We start from the raw sequence: 18,047 nt of genomic DNA, 5'->3' as shown, positions 1-18,047 counted from the left end.
TAATCCCAGGTTATCTTGCATTTTGCAGTGAAGCAGCGCGTTCAGCAATGTTAAAACTTTGCAAAACAAGATAACGCTACCAGCCTGTGTAATTACATAAAATTTACATCCCTGTATATCTGCTGATACTGAATTTTTATGGTGCTATTGCTCTATCAACGGTGATTCGGGTGGCCCCAGATAGGATGGTTTTAACCCGCCGGTATCAATCACAATTTTTTGCAGCACTACGCCCGTATCTTCAGGGTAGAAAGACAGGGTATGAACGCCGGGCTTATTCACGGTAATAGTGGTTTGCAACTGACGAACATTGTTGAGCACTTCTTTTGCCCAGCTATCCTTTTCCCCGAGCCCCTTAATTTGTTCCGGCTCAGCGTTATCAAGTGCCATCCAGAACGCTAATTGGTGATCAGGGAAAAATGACTGCGTGGGCGAAATATCGACGGTGACTTCAAATGTTCCGGTGGAAAAAAAGTACAGGGGATAGCGAAGTGTCGGTCGCTCAGATACCTTTTGAGCGGGCGTTGCACCGGCGCTGATGAAGCTTCTTATGGCACTGCCCGTTCTGCCGTGCAGTGTCAGCTTTTCCCATTTAACGTCGTCACGATTATTGATTATCGTGCCGCTGACGGCATTGACAGATAGTACGCCATCAGCTTCCACAAAACCTTCGGCCTCACCGCGTTGATTGTTAGCAGAAATATCTACCGTCGCACCGCCCCATCCCGTTCCTTTAATAAGCACTGAGGCCTGATGTTCACCGGGCGGCAGTTGTGACCAGTCGATACTTACCGATACTGTAGCCGCCTCTTCGACCGTACCTTTTTTCTGAGAAAGACGAATCCAGTTTGCTTCGCTTTCTATGGTGAACTCAAACGGCTTGCCTTGCCGGTTATAAATAGTAATGTCACGTTGCCGCTTACCAAATGGGGTAAAAGTCTCCAGTGCCAGAGCGTTGGATTGCCATTCACTGGCAGGCCAGAACGCTGCCTGATTTTCGGTAGTAACGCCCATATCCGCTATCGCAGGTTTTGCAAGCGCCTTTGTACTGACCACAGGAGGAATGTTCGCCGGAGGATTGCGCCAGTGCACAAAGCCAATATGTGGCTGAGATATCATATGGTTCCATCGCCCGTTATCCATTGTATGAAAACGTTCAGACAATACTTCATCACGCTCAAACCATTGTTTTGTCAGGGCAGCGGACTGGTTGGTGGTAGCCCGGTCCTGACTGGCATCGCGTGTATTAATAGCCCTGGCATGATTCAGCTCAAATACCGCCTGACTAGCCCAAAGCGGATAGCCCACCAGCTGAAAAAACGCATTTTTGTAAGCGTCAGGCAATGCCGCCTCTAGCCGTTCAGCCTGCTTTGATGCGGCCTGTAACTGCGTTGAAATAGTTTGCGCTTCATCATAGTAATCAATACTGTACGTTTGCGCTGTGATCGCTTCTGGTTTGCGACGCCCGTTGTGCACGGTATAGGTATTAATTAACTCTGCGACAGTCCCGGCATACTGTGTTGGAAACTGCTGCTTAGCCCACTCGTGTGTAAATGTGCTTGCACTGCTGCCGTCAAAGGATTCCGGATCCCAGGCCATGGATAAAAAGAAGTCGATGGGCAGCTCCATCGGCTTCAGGTCACCCACGTTGGTGATCCAGATTTCGCGGGCCCCATACTCCCAGGCCATGCTCATCTGCTCGTAAATTTTGCCTAGCGGAACGGTGTTAATCCAGCGGTAAGAGCGCGGACCGCCTACATAGTCAAAATGGTAATATACACCGGCACCACCCGAGCGTTCGCGCTCTTGCGGCGTAGGCAGGCGTCGGATGTTGCCAAAATTATCGTCAGTCCACAGCAGCGTAACATCATCAGGAACCCGCATGCCGCGCTCATAAAAGCCCTGCACTTCTTTGTAAAGTGCCCACACTTGTGGAATATCCTCAACAGGCTTATCAAAGGTTTCGTCCAGTATCGCGCGCTGATCGCTGACAATTTTCTCCAGCAATCCGATGTTTTGACCTTCACTCATGGGCGTATCTTCCTGACCTCGCATGCCCAAAGTGAAGATACTTTCAAAATTTTTATGACGCTCTGCCCCTTCTTTCCAGAATGACGCCAGATTTTCAGGATTGGTTGAATACTCCCACTTTCCCTCACCATACCGGTTCCATTCTTTATCCGCGCGCATCATCGGCTCATGGTGAGAGGTGCTCATCACAATGCCCATCTCATGCGCCAGTCTGGCATTTTGCGGGTCGTCATCGGCGAATGCGTTGTTCCACATTGCAGGCCACAGAAAGTTGGCCTTTAACCGTAAAAGAAGCTCAAATACGTGCTCATAGAATTGCGCATTAAAGCCTCCGAACTTTTCAGTCGCCCAGTTCGTCAACGCCGGCGCTTCGTCATTTAAAAAGATGCCGCGATATTTGACCGCTGGCGCATCCAGTTTGCGTGTGCCTGCCTGCAATTTCAGCGTTGCGCTTTTTTTAACCGGTACATCTGCCCACCAGTACCAGGGAGAAACACCAATGGTTTCACTGATATCGTACATGCCGTACATCGCGCCGCGATGATTCGCGCCTGCCACTACCCACGCCTCATCGACGCCCTCGAACGGGTCCATGACATGTTCAATTAAAAATCCATCCCAGCGACCTCTAAGGGCACTGACGTCAATTTTGTTATTTGCAATCAGTTGCGCTAACAAGCGACTTTTACCCAACTCGGCCACCAGCACAAAAGACTTCTTTTTCGCCAATGTTGAAGAAATTTCTGCTTTTTGTGACGACACTCTGAAAATGTCGTCTGCAAAACTCGAGGCAACACGCTTTACACCTGCACTGGCAGTATCCTCGACAACAATAGGTGTCACACCTGATTTATCAGCCAGTACAAAACCAGCCTGCCCTGCATCCACCAGATAGTCAGCCTGACTGACAAAGGCGTAGCACAGCAGCATAAAAAACAACGATATACGCTTCATTTTTGACTTACCTTTCTTGCATGCAGGCCAATTAGCGCACCCACAAATCCACCCGCTGTCTGGGTACTGACCAGTGTCGCCGGTTGCGTATCGCCCACAGCTAATTGTTTTGTTGTTTCACGGACAGTAAAAAAGTTCAGCGAATCACCACTGCCTGTTACCCGCAATTCCAATCCATCAACTTCACCTTTGAATTGCTTAGTCGCCACGCGACTAACAGCGCCATCCTCTACTTTTTCCAGAAAAACCGTATAGCCTTCCTTTTGCGGCTCCACGCCCATGAAGTAGTGAAAATCGCGATTTTGGAATACCACTAAGCCTGCAGCCGTATTCGCAGCAACCTGATTTAGCCGGGTAGCGCTGCTAAATGCCATATGTTGTTGGCGTTTCCCAATAAATGCGGATTGCGCCGAGTCGGTCAAAGTATCGGTAATGGGAGATAAAGTAAGTAAGCTATCACTTACTTTTAGCCAGCCTCTTTCAAAGGTGTTAAGCGCAAGCCATTGCTGGCTTAGTGTGGTATCACCAAAATCATCGTGGAAGCGGCGACTTTTTTGGGCAAAGGTTTCAGATTTAGTCTGTACGCCTTCAGGTAATGGTAGCTTCGTAGGTACGGGCTCACCGGCAGGTAGAAGCGTCGGCCAGCCCTCTTCCCACGTAAGTGGTAAAATAAAGGTTTCACGGCCGGTATTGTAATGGTTACCCTCATAAGGTCGGGTGGCAAGAAATACGCTCCACCAATCGCCTTCCGGTGTCTGAATGAAATCAGCATGGCCGGTTGAGGTGATGTCCGATTCAGGTCGGTCACGCTGCGTCAGGATAGGATTATTCTCAAAAGGCACAAAAGGCTCGCTAAGACTTTTGGTGCGAAAAACCACTTGAGAGTGATTGACGCTGGTCCCTCCTTCGGCGCAGGTCAGGTAATACCAGCCATTCTTACGATATATGTGTGGTCCTTCAATCCATACCGGCTTGGTTGAAATATCAACCCCACCATTGATAAGCAGCTTGCGTGAGTCGGGCTTTACTTTCAGCGTCGCCAGATCCAGTTCCCACATCCAGACCGCGCGATGCCCGTCATATTCAGGCTCTCCTGGCGGCGCATCGTTATGGGCAATATACGCACGGCCATCACTATCAATAAACAAATCGGGGTCGATGCCCCCAACCTCCGGTAACCACACCGGGTCAGACCACGGCCCGGCAGGATCTTTAGCAGTAATAATAAAATTACCGCCTGCATCCACCGCGGTTGTAATAATATAAAACAAGCCATCATAATAGCGGATGGTTGGTGCGAAGATGCCCCTTGATGTCCGTAATCCGGAAAAGTCAGCCTGAGATGGCTGACTCAGTGCATGACCAACCTGTTCCCAGTGAACCAGGTCCTGACTTTTGAAGATTGGCAGGCCGGGGGTATAGGCAAATGACGAATTGACCAGATAGTACGTATCGTCTTTACGGGTAATACTGGGATCAGGATAAAAGCCCGGAAGTATTGGATTGCTGAATGTGTTGTTTGTTTGCGGCGGTGCTGAATCGGCGGCCTCATAAGTAAACCAGTCAAACGATGCATCAGCGCTTGCGTACGTCGCAGGCAACACCATCATCAATAAAGCCAGACCTTTACCAAACGAACAACTCGCCATCTATCCATTCCCGTTTTTTATTGTATTCAGGAATGTAACGATATCCTTATCGCCAGTTCAAACTTGTCTGATTATGATTTCCTGCTCTGATATTGCGTTTATTTACATTAAGGTAAGCGTCGATGCGGCGAGTTCAGACAATGACGCTCACTGAGCTACTCAGCCGCTCTCACCATATCCAGTTCAATTTCCACCGGTGATGGCTTACAGGATTCACGGTATTCGATAGGTGTCTTCTTATAATGCTTTTTGAACACCGCGTACATGTACTGTAGCGATGGATACCCACAAATTTTAGCCACCTGGGATGTTGACTCGTCACTTTCCCGCAGCATTTTGCACGCCCTTTGTAGTTTCTCGTTATGAATTTCGGTATGAATGCTGTGCCCGCGTTCGTCTTTAAACCGGTTTTCCAGATTGGAGCGCGAGACACCGACGTAATCCAGCACCTGGTCCACCTTGATCCCCCGACAGGCATTTTGCCGGATAAAATGCATCGCCTGCATCACATGAGGATCGGCAATAGCTTTATAATCGGTGGACTGGCGCTCTGCAACCCGCTCTGGCGGCACCAGAATGGGGCGTTTGGGGCTTTTATGACCATCCAGCATTTTATGCAGGAGTCTGGCCGACTGATAGCCCATCTCAAGACAGCCCTGCTTAACTGAACTTAAACTGACGCGGCTTAAGAACCGGGCTATTTCATCATCATCTATACCAATCACCGACATTCTGTCGGGTATCAGCATACCAATATGGTCACAGACCTGTAGCAAGTGACGCGCTCTGGCATCGGTCACCGCAACGATTCCAATAGGTGTAGGAAGACTTTTTAACCAGTCTGCCAGTCGTTTAATCGTATATTGCCAGGTTTCAGGGCGGACCGGGTGCCCGCGGTACACATAACACTCATACCCTTCTTTTGCGGTGAGCTCCAGCATGGCATTTTCCCGCTCTTGCGCCCAGCGATGGTGCTCATCCACCGGCGCGCCATAAAAAGCAAAACGCTGTATGCCTTTTTGGCGTAAATGCTGGAACGCGGCATTCACCAGTTCAAAGTTATCCGTGGCGACATAGGGCACATCGGGATAATCCTCAGGGTTGCGGTAAGAGCCCCCTACCCCTACCACGGGCACGTTGGCTTTTTGCAGGGCCACCTGTATTTCAGGATTGTCGTAATCAGCGATAATGCCGTCGCCACTCCACTCATCCAAGTGGTCCAGACGGGCCATAAAATCCTCTTCCAGGTAAAGGTCCCAGTCTACTTTTGATGATTGAAGATAGTTTCCGATACCTTCAATAATCTGCCGGTCATACACCTTGTTGGCGTTGAACAGCATGGTGATACTGTGCTTATTATCGAACATACGTGCCCCGCAAAAACGAAATTAAATAAAAATTGTTATGTTATTTTTTAGGCAGTTCGATACTAATACAGTTAAATTGAATTAACAAAAAAATTACAAAAAATCATAATTGTCCTTTTGTGATTTGATAATCAGGATGAACGCATCCGAAATTATTTCAGCGTAAACACATGTTCATAGGTATTGATTTAGGCACCTCCGGGGTGAAGGTTATTCTGACGAACACCGAGGGTGAGCTTGTGGCTAGTGCCAGTAGCAGCCTTGCCCTTTCCATGCCACACCCGATGTGGTCCGAACAGGATCCGCAACACTGGTGGGATGCCACCTGCGAATGCCTTGATACTCTCAGCAAGTCGCATAATCTGGCCACAGTTTCTGCTATCGGACTGGCTGGGCAGATGCACGGCGCCACGCTACTGGGCCGTGGTGGTAATGTACTGCGCCCTGCCATCCTGTGGAATGACGGGCGCACGGAAAAAGAGTGTGTGACGCTTACCGAAACCGTGCCAGCGGTTACTGATATTACCGGTAATCTGGTGATGCCTGGATTCACCGCGCCTAAGCTGCTTTGGGTAAAAAAGCATGAGCCTGAAGTGTTCTCCCGCATCGATAAGGTGCTGTTACCCAAGGACTACCTGCGGTTTAAATTAAGTGGCGATTATGCCAGTGATATGTCTGACTCCGCTGGCACAATCTGGCTGGATGTCGGTAAACGTGACTGGAGTGACTCACTGCTTGATGCCTGCGGATTAAGCCGACAAAACATGCCGGACCTGTACGAAGGCAATCAGGTGACAGGCTCGCTGCTACCATCTTTAAGCAAGCGTTGGGGAATGAAAGACGTTGCCATTGTGGCGGGTGCCGGTGATAACGCAGCCGGCGCGATTGGATGTGGCATCATTAATCCCGGCCAGGCCATGCTGTCTTTAGGTACATCCGGTGTGTACTTTGCGGTCACCCGCGAGTTTCGCAGCAACGCCGAGTCAGCAGTCCATAGTTTTTGTCACGCCCTGCCTGATCGCTGGCACCTGATGTCGGTGATGCTAAGTGCAGCCAGCTGCCTGCAATGGTATGCGGCCAACGCTGGCTATAAGGATGTTGGCGAGCTGACCGCTGATATTGAGAGCAACACCGGTGCCGATGACGATGCCACCCCATATTTTTTACCTTACCTGACCGGAGAACGCACGCCACACAATAATCCTGCAGCCAGAGGCATGTTTTTTGGTCTTTCTGCCAGTACTACCCGTGCACATATGGCCAGAGCGGTTATGGAGGGGGTCTCCATGGCCCTGGCTGACGGCATTGATGCCGTTCACGGCTGTGGTGTGCAGGCCGATGGCATCAGTCTCATCGGGGGAGGTGTCAGGAGCAGCTACTGGTGCCAGATGCTGGCGAATGTGAGCGGCCTGGCCATGAATTTACGGCAAAGCGGCGATGTGGGTCCGGCACTGGGCGCTGCACGCCTGGCCCACCTGGCAATGAATCCTGAAATTAAACCCTCATACATCTGCCCGTTCCCGAAGCTGGTAAAAACCTTCGAACCGGACAATTCTCATTTTGATATTTACCTCAAACGTCGTCAGAAATTCAGGGAATTGTACTTTGCGGTGGAGCCGCACTTTTAAGCCAACCAAAAAACACAAAAGTACATCTAATTAACATAATTGTTGTGGCACATGGGCGCATTACCATGGCATGACACGGTTTCACATACGCCACAAACTCACTAAGGAGTGACTCATGGCAAATTATTTTAACGATATCGCGCCAATTGAATTCGAAGGGCCAGACTCGACTAACCCGCTGGCCTTTAAACACTACAACGCCAAAGAGAAGGTGTTGGGTAAAACCATGGAAGAGCATCTGCGCTTTGCCAGCTGCTACTGGCACAATTTCTGTTGGGACGGCGCTGACGTCTTTGGTGGCCCGACATTTAATCGTCCCTGGCTGCAGTCAGGCGATGCCATGGAGCGGGCAAAACAAAAAGCTGATGTGGCTTTTGATTTCTTTTCTAAGCTAGGCGCGCCATTTTACTGTTTTCATGATGTTGATGTGGCACCAGAAGGCGAGTCCGTTAAAGATTATGTTAACAACTTTGCGAAGATGACCGACGTCCTGGCAGCCAAGCAGGAAGAAACCGGCATGAAGCTGTTGTGGGGTACGGCTAACGTGTTTAGTAACCCGCGCTATATGTCAGGTGCTTCTACCAACCCGGATCCGGAAGTTTTCGCCCGTGCTGCGACGCAGGTCTTTCATGCCATGAATGCCACTCATAAACTGGGCGGCGAAAACTATGTGCTGTGGGGCGGTCGTGAAGGTTATGAGACCCTGCTTAACACTGATCTGAAACGCGAGCGTAATAACCTGGGTCGCTTCATGAATATGGTGGTTGAGCATAAGCATAAAATTGGCTTTGACGGCCTGCTGTTACTTGAGCCTAAGCCACAGGAACCCACCAAGCATCAATATGACTATGACACGGCCACGGTATACGGTTTCTTAAAAGAATTCGGGCTGGAAAAAGAGTTTGCGGTAAACATTGAGGCAAACCATGCCACGCTTTCGGGCCATTCGTTCCACCATGAAATTGCTACGGCATTTGCACTGGGCATTTTTGGTTCCATTGATGCAAACCGCGGTGACCCGCAGCTAGGCTGGGATACCGACCAGTTCCCGAACAGCGTGGAAGAGATGACGCTGATTTGTTATGAAATCCTTAAAAATGGCGGTTACACGTCAGGCGGCTTTAACTTCGACACCAAATTACGTCGTCAGAGTATTGACCCGGCAGATCTGTTCCATGGTCATATCGGCGGCATGGATACCTGTGCACTGGGCCTGAAAAAGGCAGCAGCCATGATTGAAAACGATTTTATCGACAACGCGAAGTCAAAACGCTACCAGGGCTGGGAAACGGACTTTGGCAGCAAAGTGGCCAACGGCGACTACACCCTTGAGTCTTTGGCACAATACACCGAACAGCAAAACCTCGACCCGAAACACGTTTCCGGGCAACAGGAAATGCTGGAAAACATGGTCAATAACACCATCTTCCGTTAATCATCTCCCATCTGGCGTACGGCACTGTCGTACGCCTTTTTTTGTTAAAGGGTTGAAGCATGCGCGTGGCAGCCTTTCTACTGACATTATTTTCTCTGCCGGCTCTAAGCGATACACATTTTCACTCACTAATTTCTGATGGCGCGGTGTTGCAGCGTGATGGCTCCGTACCGGTGATCGTATTCAGTGACGAGGCGGGCTCGCTCTCGCTGGCGCTGGATGGACACCCCATAGGTAACGCAACAATCAAAGATGGTCGCTGGTCACTGTCATTGCCTGAGCAACCTGCCGGCGGGCCGCACACTCTCAGCGTCAGCGGTGACAATGTCGCACTACAGGTGAAAGATATCTATTTTGGCGATGTGTATCTGGTCTCAGGGCAGTCCAATATGGAACTGACCATGGAAAGGGTTGAAGAAGCATACCCTCAGGACGTAGCGCTGGCAGACTACCCGCTGATTCGCGAGTTTACTGTTCCTGACACGTTTAATTTTTCACGCACTCTGGCCGAGCCAGAACCGGCCGACTGGAAAACCGCACAATCCCAGGATATTGAATCACTGTCTGCTGTTGCCTTTTATTTTGCCCGCCATCTGTACAGATACAAAGGGGTGCCCATCGGCATCATCAATGCCTCGCTGGGCGGCTCCCCCATTGAAGCCTGGATGGACCCGGCGCTTTTAGCCGACTATCCCCAACAACTTAAAGAGGCTGCTCCATTCAGGGAAGAAGCGTACATTGAAGCCACAAAAAAGCACGATCAGGATGCTGCAACTACCTGGTACAGTGCGCTGGCTAAAAAAGATACCGGCTTACAAACACCGGCCTGGTATAGCGATGATATTACTACTGCTGACTGGCAAACCTTTACCGTGCCCGGTACACCGCCTTTTGCAAAAGAGGGTTACACCGGTAGCTGGTGGGCAAAAAAAACGGTCAACCTGCCCTTTGACCCGCAGTCACCGGTCATCTTAAGACTAGGTCGAATACGTGATGCCGACGAAGTATGGGTAAATGGTGTATTGGTGGGAAACACGACCTATCACTACCCTCCCCGTCGCTACGAAGTGCCACCGCAGGTTATCCGTAAAGGAAACAATGTTATTACTGTGCGCATCACCGGTAACAGCGGTAACACTGAGTTTTTTCCGGATAAAGCCTACTTTATTGGCACAAATAATCGCCGCGTTTCCCTGGCCGGCGACTGGCAGGCCAAACCGGCGGCAAGCATGCCGCATATTGCGCCTGTGCAAACCTTTATACGCTGGAAACCTACCGGTTTGTACAACGCCATGATCGCTCCGCTTACCCGTTTTCCGCTTTCTGGCGTGATCTGGTACCAGGGTGAATCGAATGCCGATACCCCTGATCACTATGCAGACATGCTCACATCAATGATGGATCACTGGCGAGCCCAGTGGCAACAGCCTGCCTTACCATTTTTCATCGTGCAACTGGCCAATTATATGACCCCGCAAGTCAGTCCGCAGGAAAGTCAGTGGGCAGAACTGCGCGCACAACAGGCTCTGGCAGCACAACATGACAATGCGTGGCTGGTTACCACCATTGATGCCGGTGAATACAACGATATTCATCCGGTTGATAAACAGGTTGTTGGTGAGCGGCTTGCCTTGCAGGCGCGTGCCGCCGTTTATCAGGATGAGGTGAATGAGAGTGGCCCTGACGTTACCAATATTGAATTGCAGGGAAAGAACGTAGTCATCACCCTTAACGATCGCCAGGGGTTACGACAAGTGAATACTCCACAAAGTGGTTTTACCCTGGCCGGAAAGGACGGTCAGTTTTTTTGGGCGGAAGTGACGCGCGATGGCAACCAATTTATCTTGTCTCATCCCGAAGTGAGTACGCCTGTTACCGTACGCTATGCCTGGGCGGATAATCCGGTTTATAGCATCACTGATGCCGACGGGTGGCCACTGGCGCCTTTTGAGTATGATTTAAATAACAATAGCCAGGAAGCACCCAGCCAATGAATAAAAAGCACATTTATCTAATTCTGATCGGGCTGCTGGTGCTTACCGCACTCATTGCCATATTTTTTGCCCCGCTGTTTAAAACGCCAGCGTCTTCGGACAGCGTATTTATCAACCAGTGGGGCTTTCTGCCACACCAGAACAAGCTGGCCGTTTTATCATCAGACACGGTGCGTTCGTTTACCGTGACCGACCTGAAAACCAATCAGGCCGTGATGAAAAGTAAGACCGAGCTTAACGGCACCTGGCAGGAAGCCGGTAAGGCAGTAGCACTAGCAGATATTTCCGGCATTACTTCACCCGGAGAGTATCGCCTGTCCGTTGAAGGCGCCAGCCCACAAATATTCGCCGTGCGACCGGATAACTATGCCACCATCCATGATGCGGCTATCAAAGCCTATTACTATGCCCGGGCAGGCGTGGCCCTGGACCCCGCGTTTGCAGGTAAATGGCATCGTCCTGCCGGACATCCGGACAACTCTGTTAAAGTGCTTGATCTACCTGACCTGCCTGCCTCACCACGGCAAAAGGGCTGGTACGATGCCGGTGATTATAATAAATATGTTGTTAATTCCGGTATCACTACCTACACACTGTTACGGGCCTATCTGGACCATCCTGCGTTTTACCGTGAGCGCTACTGGAATATTCCTGAATCAATGAATGAGCGAGCGGATATTTTAGATGAAATCCTGTGGAACCTGGATTGGCTGGTCACCATGCAGGCTGACGACGGTGGGGTTTACCACAAACTTACCACACTGGATTTCGCCGGCCCTGTTATGCCCCATAAAGCTACAAAAACCCGGTACGCTACGGCTAAAAGCACCGCCGCAACGCTGAACTTTGCGGCCGTGATGTCGGCGGCTGCCCGAGTATTTGAAGATAAGCGGGAGGTGTATCTGGATGCCGCCAGACAGGCGCTTGAATGGGTCAGGCAACATCCGCAGCGATATTATCGCAACGAGCAAAATGTGCATACCGGGGAATATGGTGATACGTATCTGGAAGATGAGTTTCGCTGGGCACGTATCGAATATGCCATAAGCACCAGCAATTCTGAAGCGTTGCGGGCGCAGGTGCAGACGCTGCCTGCGGTGTCGACACCCTCCTGGGCCAGCGTGGATAGCCTCGGTTACCTGTCGGTACTTAATGATGCACAGGCTTTGCTTTCTTCGTCTGACTATCAGAAGGTCAAAACCGCGCTATTGGATTATGCCGACCATCAGGTGAACATTATGCAGGCGCATGCCCTGCGGGTGCCCACAGTGGTCAGTGACTTTGTCTGGGGCAGTAATGCTGTGATGATGAATAAAGCCATGCTACTGGAAGTCGCCTTTGCGTTAGAAAAACGGTCGCGCTACCGTGATGCCTCGCTGGCATTGGTGGATTATATCAGTGGCAGAAATCTGACCGGCTTTAGCTTTGTTACCGGCTTTGGGAGCCGATCACCACGGTTTATTCACCACCGACCGTCGCAGGCAGACAATATCGCCGATCCGGTGCCCGGCTGGCTGGTAGGCGGCCCACAGAACGGCCATCAGGATGAATGTAAGTACCCTTCCGATATGCCTGCGATGTCTTATCTGGACGCCTGGTGCAGTTATTCCACCAATGAAGTGGCTATTAACTGGAATGCGCCACTGGTGTACGTGCTCGCCAGTATCAGCGCAATGCCTGATACACCGTCTCAATAAGCGCCCAACATGATGGTTAGCGGCATTATTTTCAAAAGTTCCTGTTTACAGTATTTATCGACACTCCAATGTGAAAAAAGATAATAGCTAGCTTTCACCAGCTTATTACCATTCGTTAACAGTTTGTTTACTATGCGCCTGCTGATCTTCTGGTTTTATTTGGGAAACGTTGAACAGTCTCGCATGCAATAGTGAGCAAGTAATAGGGAAACGATTGGGGAATCACATGAAACGAAACATTCCATTTAAAAAGTCACTCCTGACCAGGAGCCTTTCTGTTTTACTTGGTACCAGCGTCATGATGCCAGCATTTGCTCAGCAGAACGATGGCGCTACAGAGAATGGCGAACCGGTAGAGGTCATTGAGGTTACTGGCCTTAAATCCAGCCTGACAGAAGCGCAATCTATTAAACGAAACTCAGTGGGTGTTGTGGATGCGATATCCGCTGAAGATATCGGTAAGTTCCCGGATACCAACCTCGCCGAATCCTTGCAGCGTATTACAGGTGTATCCATTAGCCGAACTAACGGTGAGGGTAACGAAGTTACCGTGCGTGGTTTTGGCGGTGGTAATAACATGATAACGCTCAATGGCCGTATGATGCCTGCTGCCCAAACATATGGTGGCGGCAGTGGTGCCGATGGTACGCGGTGGTACCCGCGCATTTTCCTTTGCCAACCTGGCATCAGAAGGCGTAAGAGCGGTTGAGGTTTATAAGACCAGTAAAGCGGATATCGCCACGGGTGGTATTGGCGCTACAATCAACATTTTGACCGCTCGCCCGTTAGACAATCCTGGCTTTACAGCATCCGTAGCCGCTAAAGCCGTTCACGATACCACAAATCGCGTAGGCGACGACGTAACGCCCGAAGTATCAGGCATTGTAAACTGGACAGATGAAGACGCCACGTTCGGGGTCAATGTCACTGCAATTATTCAGCAGCGCGATTCTGGTTATGTGGGTGCAACCGTAAACGACTGGAATATTGGTGAATGGGGCGACCCTAACGATCCTGATACGCTGTTTAACAACGCTGACATGTCGGTTTACCAGAATGTGCCTGATGTGGGTCAGCTTTACGCCCGTCCTAACGACTTACGCTATGCCTTTTCAGACCGCCAGCGTGAGCGTAAAAATGCACAGATTACTTTGCAATACGCGCCTGCTGACAACATGACCGCGACGCTGGATTATCTGTTTGCAGAAAACGAAATCAACGAGCACCGTGGTGAAATTACTAACTGGGTGCAAAACGGCTCCAACATTACACAGGTTGAGTTTGATGATGGCCCGGTTGCAACGCCTATCTACATTGCGGAAAACTACAACGGCACCGTAGATGAAGGTTACGAACAGCAATATCGTGAACAAACCAACACCCTGAACTCACTGGGTTTGAATTTCGAGTATTTCTACAGCGATTCGTTAAAGCTTAATTTTGATGTTCACAACTCAGAAATGGAAAGCTTACCCACAGGACCAAGTGATAACCTGGCGTCCGGCGAGATTGCTGTCGGCCTGGGCGCGCCGATTGTTGCCTCTCGCGAATGGTGGTTTGGCCGTGAGCTGCCTTCTTATCGCAATGTCTATGATGATTCTCAGCGCGGTAATGACAATGGCGTATTGGATGCCGGCGACGTTGGCTCTTCAATACTGCGCTTCCGTCATGCCTCTCAGGTTACCGAAATTACCCAGTTCAAATTCGACGGTACCTACTATCTGGACAATGGTGAATTCCAATTTGGGGTGGAAGGCCGCGCCATGGAAATGAACGCCCGTCAGACAGCCGGTGACAACATGACACTAGGCAACTGGGGCATTGCCAACCCGGGTGAATTCTCAGAAGGCTTACTGGAACAGATTGATGTGGGTGGCGAGTTTGACGACTACAGCACCGGTGAAAGTCAGGGTATAGGCTTTACCGGTGACACGGTTGCACTGGCACGTGAAGGCATTGCGCTTTATCCGTCAGATGCCAACTACTTTGGGGTCAGCGATGTGTTTTCTACCAATGATACGGTAGAAGAAGACACCATGGCGGCTTACTTCCAGGTGCATGTGCAGGCCGATTGGAACGACATGCCAATTAACGTTCTGGCCGGTGTGCGCTATGAAACCACTGACGTGGACTCTACCTCACTGGTAACGCCGCCCAGCTATCTGGTTTGGGAAAACAACAACGATTTCAGTGTGTTCACAAACCCTGAAACCACAGCGCAGCCGCTAAGTGTAAAAGCTGACTATGACAACGTGCTGCCCAGTTTAGACTTCGACATCATGCTTACCGATGATGTAAAAGGACGCTTCTCGTACAGTAAAACCATTGCTCGTGCGGGGTATGGATCGCTGCGGGTGTCACCAAGCGGGTTTGGGCTAACAGGCTCTACCCTCAACGGTGCGCGTGCGACAGCCAGTTCCTCAAACCCGGCGCTGTTGCCTCTTGAATCAGACAACCTGGATATCTCGTTTGAGTGGTACTACGACGAAACCAGTTATGCGTCGGTCGGCTTCTTCGAAAAACGGGTAGCCAACTTTATCGGCACCGGCCAGGAAGATCGCACCTACTTCGGTATTCAGGACCAGACATCAGGCCCACGCGCTATTGCCGCTGCCAATGCACTTCGTGACCGTGGTTTTGCGGTCGATGATACGTCACTGTTTGCCATGATGGTACTGCTGGAACAACCGCAGGCATATCCTAACGGCGCAGATGACTACACCGGTTCGGCGGAACAGATTCTTGAGCTTGGTGAAACTCCCGGATGGGATTTGATTCCTGAAGAAGGCGATCCGGACCTGGTGTTCCGCACGTCCTACCCGCAAAACAACCGGGAAGCCAAACTGTACGGTGGCGAGTTCGCGGTCCAACATTTCTTCGGGGAAACCGGTTTCGGGGTGCAGGCAAACTACACCATCGTGCGCGGTGACATTGGTTTTGATAACGAAGGTAACCCGAATGTGTCGCAGTTCGCCCTTACCGGCCTAAGTGACACCGCCAACCTGGTTCTACTGTATGAGAATTATGGCTGGACGGCCCGGGTCGCATGGAACTGGCGCGAAAAATACCTTAACCGGGCTAACTATAAGGGCTCTAATAACCCGGCTTACATCGAAGACTATTATCAGATTGACGCGAACGTAAGCTACGAGGTGAATGAGCACCTGTCAGTGTTTGTTGAAGGTATCAATATCACCGGTGAAAACAGCCGTGAGCATGGCCGTACGCCTAATCAGCTATGGTATTTGGAAGACTTAGGTGCACGTTACAATCTTGGCGCACGCTATACTTTCTAACTTGCTGAGTTATGTATTAAAACGCTAGGCCACTTCGGTGGCCTTTATGCGTTGTGCGCCTGCTGATGCATTAAAACTCTCAGATGCTACCTGCTGCAGAATATGATTAGATAGTATTCATTCCAGCGCCAAATACATCCTGATATAGAGGTAAATGCGAGCATCTCAGGCCGCAGGTTTCAAAAAGGCATAAATATGAATAATAACTACACCCTTTTAGATAATGTCACCCACAAAGATATTCGGGTAATCAATCAGTACCGTGCTGAATTTGGTGATAACGTCACGTCTGTACCGGTTTTTGCCACAGAGCTTGCTGACGTCATGAAGCATTACCCTGTGCTGTTTTACCCGGATAAGGACACCAACAGTTTTACGATGACAGCACTGTTAGGGCTGGCACGTAACGAAAACCTCTTTTTGAACGAAACACTGCCCGACACTTATGAAAATCTTCGATCGCATCACGGCTGGGCAACAGACTATGTCCCTGCGGTTATCGCGCGCGGTCCTTTTGCCATTGGCCTGCATGGTGATGGCGAGGAAGTAATGGTGCATATCGATACCTCCAGCCCACGGCTAAGTGAGCAACATGGCACGCCATTGTTTTTACCAAAAGGGGGAAACTCTGATTATCTGAATCGCATCGCTTCTGTGCTGCACGTCATTCATCAGGGCATGCAGGTGACCCAATCTATGATCAGCGCCTGGCAATCGCTGGATTTAATGGAGCCGTTGAATATCGATATTGAACTTACCGATGGTTCACCTTTAAAAGTGAGTGGCTACTATGCAGTAAGTCAGGAGAAGGTTGCAGCTTTAAGCGCGGATGACTTGCACACGCTGCATCAAAAAGGGTTTCTGCAGGGCTTGTTCCTGGCCTTATCATCACTGGGTAACATTCAGACACTGGTGGATTTGAAAAATATCCGCCTGCAACACGAACAATCCAGCCATGCCTGAAACGGTTTTTGATGTGTGCCAGCATGTGGAGGAAGTCGCTGCCGGTGATGCCCCGCCGTTGTCAGTGCTCACTGAGCAGGCCTCACCGCTGATCCTGCGTGGTATCGCAAGTCACTGGCCACTTTTGGAGCACGCTAGCCGCTCTCCTTCTGATGCAGTGAACTATTTAGCGGGATTTTATAATGGCCGCCCCTCTATGGTGTACCGGGCATCATCGGCAATCAAAGGCCGGTATTTTTACGAACAGGATGCAGCATCGCTTAATTATGAAAGCGTGCGTCAAAATGTCCGTGACTTTCTGAATGAGCTGCTTACCCGGCCACAGGACAAATCGTTGTATATGGCCTCGGCCCCGGTGGATACCTATTTTCCGGGCCTAAAACCTGATTTGCAATTCAGCCAGACGCCACATCTTACGCCCACCGACAGTAACGAGCCGCTGGTAAGTGTATGGATAGGCAATCAGTCACTGGCCTCCTGTCACTTTGACTGTAATGAAAATATTGCCTGCTGCGTGGCCGGCAAACGTCGCGTGGTGGTATTCCCCCCTGAACAGATTGATAACCTGTATCCCGGGCCGGTGGAAAAGACGCCGGGTGGCCAGATGATTAGCATGGTGGATTTTCATGATCCCGACTATGCGCGCTTCCCCAAATTTAAGGAAGCCATCAAACATGCTCAGGTTGCCGAACTTGCTCCCGGTGACGGCATTTTTATTCCCAGTATGTGGTGGCATCAGGTTGAGGGACTAAGCGACTTCAATATTCTGGTTAACTTTTGGTGGAGTGAAGCCGCTGCCTTTCTTGGCCACGGTATGCCAGCCCTGTTTCACGCCATGCTGGCGATACGCGATCGTCCTGAGCGCGAAAAAGCCGCTTTTAAAGCATTATTCGACCACTACGTATTTGGGAACAGCGATAATGCATCTGCGCATATTCCTGAAGCGGGTCAGGGGGTGCTTGCCGAATTAGACGAACTTCAGGCCCGACGCTTGCGGGCCATTATCATCAATCAACTCAATAAGTAGTAAGAT

Annotated in this window: 9 protein-coding genes and 1 pseudogene; 7 read left to right on the top strand and 3 right to left on the bottom strand. The window is 50.3% G+C overall.

Going from position 1 to position 18,047, the window contains the following annotated elements:
* Positions 1-144 precede the first annotated feature (144 nt).
* The 3 genes from FBQ74_RS00450 to FBQ74_RS00440 all read right to left on the bottom strand — a co-directional run bounded on the left by FBQ74_RS00450 (position 145) and on the right by FBQ74_RS00440 (position 6,001).
* Complete coding sequence (locus FBQ74_RS00450) at positions 145-2,985, bottom strand: glycosyl hydrolase 115 family protein (RefSeq protein ID WP_139754799.1); 2,841 nt, start codon at positions 2,983-2,985, stop codon at positions 145-147.
* Positions 2,982-4,634, bottom strand: a complete 1,653-nt coding sequence (locus FBQ74_RS00445) for a glycoside hydrolase family 43 protein (RefSeq protein WP_139754798.1) — start codon at positions 4,632-4,634, stop codon at positions 2,982-2,984. The genes FBQ74_RS00450 and FBQ74_RS00445 overlap by 4 nt, the downstream gene beginning before the upstream one ends.
* Positions 4,635-4,789: 155 nt before the next feature.
* A complete protein-coding gene (locus FBQ74_RS00440) occupies positions 4,790-6,001 on the bottom strand; it encodes a XylR family transcriptional regulator (protein WP_139754797.1) in 1,212 nt (403 codons plus the stop codon).
* 170 nt (positions 6,002-6,171) lie between these two features.
* On the opposite strand from FBQ74_RS00440, the gene xylB reads away from it, so the two are divergent.
* The 7 genes and pseudogenes from xylB to FBQ74_RS00405 all read left to right on the top strand — a co-directional run bounded on the left by xylB (position 6,172) and on the right by FBQ74_RS00405 (position 18,041).
* Entirely contained in the window at positions 6,172-7,629 is a 1,458-nt protein-coding gene (gene xylB, locus FBQ74_RS00435; RefSeq protein WP_139754796.1) for a xylulokinase, read from the top strand.
* Between the two features lie 115 nt (positions 7,630-7,744).
* On the top strand, positions 7,745-9,064 hold the full coding sequence (xylA, locus tag FBQ74_RS00430; protein ID WP_139754795.1) for a xylose isomerase: 1,320 nt from the start codon (positions 7,745-7,747) through the stop codon (positions 9,062-9,064).
* A 59-nt stretch (positions 9,065-9,123) separates the two neighbouring features.
* Positions 9,124-11,058 (top strand): sialate O-acetylesterase, encoded by a 1,935-nt coding sequence (locus FBQ74_RS00425; protein WP_139754794.1) that lies wholly within the window; start codon positions 9,124-9,126, stop codon positions 11,056-11,058.
* A complete protein-coding gene (locus FBQ74_RS00420) occupies positions 11,055-12,755 on the top strand; it encodes a glycoside hydrolase family 9 protein (RefSeq protein WP_139754793.1) in 1,701 nt (566 codons plus the stop codon). Before FBQ74_RS00425 ends, FBQ74_RS00420 begins: the two co-directional genes overlap by 4 nt.
* Positions 12,756-12,981: 226 nt before the next feature.
* Positions 12,982-16,051, top strand: a pseudogene (locus tag FBQ74_RS00415) (TonB-dependent receptor).
* Positions 16,052-16,246: 195 nt separating this feature from the next.
* A complete protein-coding gene (locus tag FBQ74_RS00410) occupies positions 16,247-17,014 on the top strand; it encodes a SapC family protein (RefSeq protein WP_139754792.1) in 768 nt (255 codons plus the stop codon).
* The gene (locus tag FBQ74_RS00405; protein ID WP_139754791.1) at positions 17,007-18,041 is read left to right on the top strand and encodes a cupin-like domain-containing protein; all 1,035 of its coding nucleotides are present in this window, start codon (positions 17,007-17,009) and stop codon (positions 18,039-18,041) included. Before FBQ74_RS00410 ends, FBQ74_RS00405 begins: the two co-directional genes overlap by 8 nt.
* The last annotated feature ends 6 nt before the right edge of the window (positions 18,042-18,047 follow it).

Origin of the sequence: Salinimonas iocasae (genome assembly GCF_006228385.1) — a bacterium.
Classification (GTDB): Bacteria; Pseudomonadota; Gammaproteobacteria; order Enterobacterales; family Alteromonadaceae; genus Alteromonas; species Alteromonas iocasae.
Note: the sequence above shows the minus strand (reverse complement) of the source record. Positions and strands in the feature narration are given on the sequence as shown.